Raw genomic sequence first — 3,817 nt, 5'->3', positions numbered from 1 at the left:
TCGGGCACCGGGTGGGCTGGGCCGGCGTGTGCGGCGGCCCGTCGCGGCCGCGCGAACTTCGCCGGGGCGAAGTTGCTGCGGGGTCGGGGGGTGTGTGGCCGCGCGAACTTCGCCGGGGCGAAGTTGCTGCGGGCCGGGGAGGGGTCAGTCGTTGCGGTGCGCCCAGAGGTCTCGCAGCAGGGCGATCTCGGCCCCGTGGTGGATCAGCTCGCGGTTGATGTGGAGCACGAGCGTGACCCGGGGAGCCTGTGCCCAGGGGCCTTCGGCCGGGCCGCAGGGCTCGAGCAGGGCAGACCCCGTCCACGTGCGGATCCCGGCGAGCCACGCGGCATACGCCTCGTCGAGCTGGGCGAGCGCGCCTGCTGCCGTGCTGCTGTAGTCCCAGGTCGTGTAGTCGGCCTGCGGGCCCCCGAAGTGGCCGTGGAGGCGAGCGCCGAGGACACCGACGATGATGTGACCGAGGCGCCAGGAGATCGTCGTCAAGGGAGCGGGCACGGGCTCCGGGAACGCCCAGTCGATGGTGTAGTCGCCGGAGCCGGCCTCGATCGCCGCGGTCCCCTCCCCGCGCGGGTGGACGCTCCATGCGCCCGGTGTGGGCCTCCAGAAGTACTCCTCGTCGGTGAGGCCCTCGAGCCGGGGCCGGAGTTGGTTCGTCCAGTGCCAGTCGATCTGCTCGACGAGGTGGGCGGTCCAGTCGGTGTCCGTCGGCTGTGTGGTCGGTTCGCTCGGCTTCGTGCTCATGACCCCAGCGTCGCAGAGAAGTAGGACAGGTGCTGTCCGCACGGCGTGGCACGATGTCGCCGTGACAGAGGGCAACCACGGCCCGACCGCGCGGGTCCTGCGCCTGCTCGACCTGCTCCAGTCGCGCCCGGTGTGGAGCGGCCCCGAGCTGGCCGATCGCCTCGGTGTGACGACGCGCAGCGTGCGCCGCGACGTCGAGCGGCTCCGGGACCTCGGCTATCCCGTCAATGCGGAGCACGGGGCCGCCGGCGGCTACCAGCTGGGGGCGGGTCGCCGGCTCCCGCCGCTGCTGCTCGACGACGACGAGGCGGTCGCCGTCGCAGTGTGCCTGCGTCTCGCGGCCGGCGGCACCGTCGAGGGGCTCGGTGAGGCCGCGGTGCGAACGCTCGCGAAGCTCGACCAGGTGCTGCCGTCGCGACTGCGCGGGGAGGTCGAGGCGATCCATGAGGCGACGACGACGCTCGACCCCACGGTGCCCGTCGTCGACTCGGGCACGCTGCTGACCCTGGCCCGTGCCGTCCGCGGGACCGAGCAGGTGCGGTTCGACTACAGCGGTCCACACGGGTCGGGCGAGCGTCGCGTCGAGCCGTATCGTCTCGTCGCCACCGGGCGGCGCTGGTACCTCCTCGGCTTCGACGTCGACCGGGACGGCTGGCGGACCTTCCGCCTCGACCGCATCTCCGGTCTCGCGCCGCGGGGATGGCGCTTCCGCCCCCGCGACGCGCCTGATGCCGCCGAGTTCGTCCAGCGGGCCATCAGCCAGTCGGCGTACGAGCACGTGGGCCGCGTCAGGGTGAGCGCGCCGAGATCCGTCGTGGCCCAGGCCATTCCCCCCGCCGCCGGGACCGTCACGGCTGACGGGCGGTCCCACTGCATCGTCGAGGCCGGCGGGATGGACCTCGACTGGATGGCGATGCACTTCGCCCGGCTGCCCTGGGACTTCGATGTGCTCGGGCCGCCAGCCTTGCGGGGGGCGATGCGCCGGTTGTCCGAGCGCCTGGCGCGCGCGTCCACCTGAGCGGGTCAGCTCGCCGCTACGGCGGCGTCGTAGAGCGCCTTCTTGGACAGACCCGTGCGCGCCGCGACGTCCGCGCAGACGTCCTTGAGCCGCTCGCCCTGCGCCACCCGCTGCCGTATGCCGCTGAGCTCGTCCTCGACGGACGTGACCTTCCGCTCGGCCCCCGCGACGACGATGGTGATCTCGCCCCTGACGCCGTCCTGGGCCCACGCGGCGAGCTCGTCGAGTCCTCCGCGCCGCACCTCCTCATAGGTCTTGGTCAGCTCGCGGCACACGGCCGCGCGGCGCGCAGGGCCGAAGGCCTGCGCCATGGCGGCGAGCGTCTCGGCGAGGCGATGGGGAGCCTCGAAGAAGACCATCGTGCGGCGTTCGTCCTCGAGAGCGGCCAGGGCCCGGGAGCGGTCGCCGGCCTTCCGCGGGAGGAACCCCTCGAAGCAGAAGCGGTCGACGGGCAGGCCCGACACCGCGAGGGCCATGAGGACCGCGCTCGGCCCGGGCACGGCCGTGACGCGGACGCCTGCCGCGACGGCAGCGGCGACGAGTCGGTATCCCGGGTCCGACACCGAGGGCATCCCGGCGTCGGTGACGACGACGACCCGATCACCGGCGAGGAGCCGCTCGACGAGCTCCGGGGTGCGCGCCGCCTCGTTGTGCTCGTGGTAGCTGAGCACCTGACCCGCCGGGGTCACGGCCAGGGCCGTGAGCAGACGCTTGAGGCGGCGGGTGTCCTCGGCGGCGACGACATCGGCAGTGGCGAGCTGCTCCGCGAGTCGCGGAGCGGCGTCCCGGGGGTCGCCGATCGGGGTCGCGGCGAGGACGAGGGTGCCGGAGTCGGGTGGGGTGCTCACACCCCCATCCTTGCAAGCCGGGACCCGGTCACCCCGGTGAGTGCATTCGGGGCCACTCGACCTGACGGGCGGCGACTCCACCCGGTCATCGTCGCTGGGGGTGATGGCTGCCCTTGCCACCCGGCAGGTCGCACGCAAGGGTGGGGTTGCAGGAGTCCGTCGACAGCTAAGGAGCGTTCATGTCAGCCACGCGCACGGCAACGGCCCACTGGGAGGGCGACCTCTTCTCCGGCACCGGCCAGGTCACCCTCGAGTCCTCCGGCATCGGCACCTATGACGTCTCGTGGCCGGCGCGCACCGAGGAGCCCGGCGGCAGGACGAGCCCCGAGGAGCTCATCGCGGCGGCCCACTCGGCCTGCTACAACATGGCCTTCTCCAACATCCTCGCCAAGGCAGGTACCCCGCCGACCTCGCTCGACACGACCGCGGCCGTGACGTTCGTCCCGGGGACCGGCATCACCGAGATCAAGCTGAGCACCGTTGGTTCCGCGGCGGGCATCTCGGCGGAGGACTTCCAGGCGAGGGCCGAGGAAGCCAAGGAGGGCTGCCCCGTGAGCCAGGCCCTCAAGGCCGTCCCGTCGATCACGATCGAGGCGCGCCTCGCGGACTGACGGCGGCCCAACCGCCCCGGCTGCTGGCGGTCAGGACTCGACCGCTCGCTTGAGCGCGTCGAGCATGCTCTGCCAGTTGGCGGAGAACTGCTCGGCCTGCTCCGCGGACTCGTTGCCGTCCTGGGTCAGGGAGACCTCGGTCCCGTCGCCGTGGGGTGCGAGGGCGTAGGTGACCGTGTGGTAGTTGTCGGGCTCGTCCGGCTGACCCATGAGCGGGCTGTAGTGGGTCATCGACAGCCGCCGCGGTTCGTCGCTGACCAGGACCTCGCCCTTGTCCTCGTATGATCTGCCGTCGATCTCGCCGCGCCAGCTGACGGGACTGCCCACCTGCCAGTCCGTCTCGAGGTCGGTGCCGACCATCCACTGCTTGACCTGCTGCGGTTCGGTCAAGGCGCGCCACACCTCAGCGGGGCTCGCGTCGACCGTGACCTGGGCTCGTGCCACGTGACCAGTCATGGGTGGTACCTACCCATTCGGGCGGGGGCCACTGACGACTCGACCTCGGGCGGAAGGGCGCGCGACGTCCGTGGGCCTGTGGGAGCGAGCCCAGCGGCATACCGCGTCGTCGGCGCAGCCGCAGCGAAACGGCAGCGCGACCA

5 protein-coding genes are annotated in these 3,817 nt (G+C 72.5%); 2 read left to right on the top strand and 3 right to left on the bottom strand.

Annotated features, from left to right (window positions below; genetic code table 11):
• Window positions 1–144 precede the first annotated feature (144 nt).
• Entirely contained in the window at window positions 145–741 is a 597-nt protein-coding gene (locus LOY02_RS18415) for a DinB family protein (protein WP_317183822.1), read from the bottom strand.
• 61 nt (window positions 742–802) lie between these two features.
• Here LOY02_RS18415 and LOY02_RS18410 point away from each other — a divergent pair, with 61 nt between their 5' ends.
• Entirely contained in the window at window positions 803–1,759 is a 957-nt protein-coding gene (locus tag LOY02_RS18410) for a YafY family protein (RefSeq protein ID WP_317183821.1), read from the top strand.
• Between the two features lie 5 nt (window positions 1,760–1,764).
• On the opposite strand, the gene rsmI is transcribed toward LOY02_RS18410, so the two are convergent.
• The gene (rsmI, locus tag LOY02_RS18405; protein ID WP_317183820.1) at window positions 1,765–2,607 is read right to left on the bottom strand and encodes a 16S rRNA (cytidine(1402)-2'-O)-methyltransferase; all 843 of its coding nucleotides are present in this window, start codon (window positions 2,605–2,607) and stop codon (window positions 1,765–1,767) included.
• 179 nt (window positions 2,608–2,786) lie between these two features.
• Here rsmI and LOY02_RS18400 point away from each other — a divergent pair, with 179 nt between their 5' ends.
• On the top strand, window positions 2,787–3,218 hold the full coding sequence (locus LOY02_RS18400; RefSeq protein ID WP_317183819.1) for an OsmC family peroxiredoxin: 432 nt from the start codon (window positions 2,787–2,789) through the stop codon (window positions 3,216–3,218).
• 30 nt (window positions 3,219–3,248) lie between these two features.
• Here LOY02_RS18400 and LOY02_RS18395 read toward each other — a convergent pair whose 3' ends face one another.
• Window positions 3,249–3,674 (bottom strand): SRPBCC family protein, encoded by a 426-nt coding sequence (locus tag LOY02_RS18395; RefSeq protein ID WP_317183818.1) that lies wholly within the window; start codon window positions 3,672–3,674, stop codon window positions 3,249–3,251.
• Window positions 3,675–3,817: the final 143 nt, after the last annotated feature.

This window comes from Intrasporangium sp. (assembly GCF_032907665.1).
Taxonomy (GTDB): Bacteria; Actinomycetota; Actinomycetes; order Actinomycetales; family Dermatophilaceae; genus Intrasporangium.
Note: the sequence above shows the minus strand (reverse complement) of the source record. Positions and strands in the feature narration are given on the sequence as shown.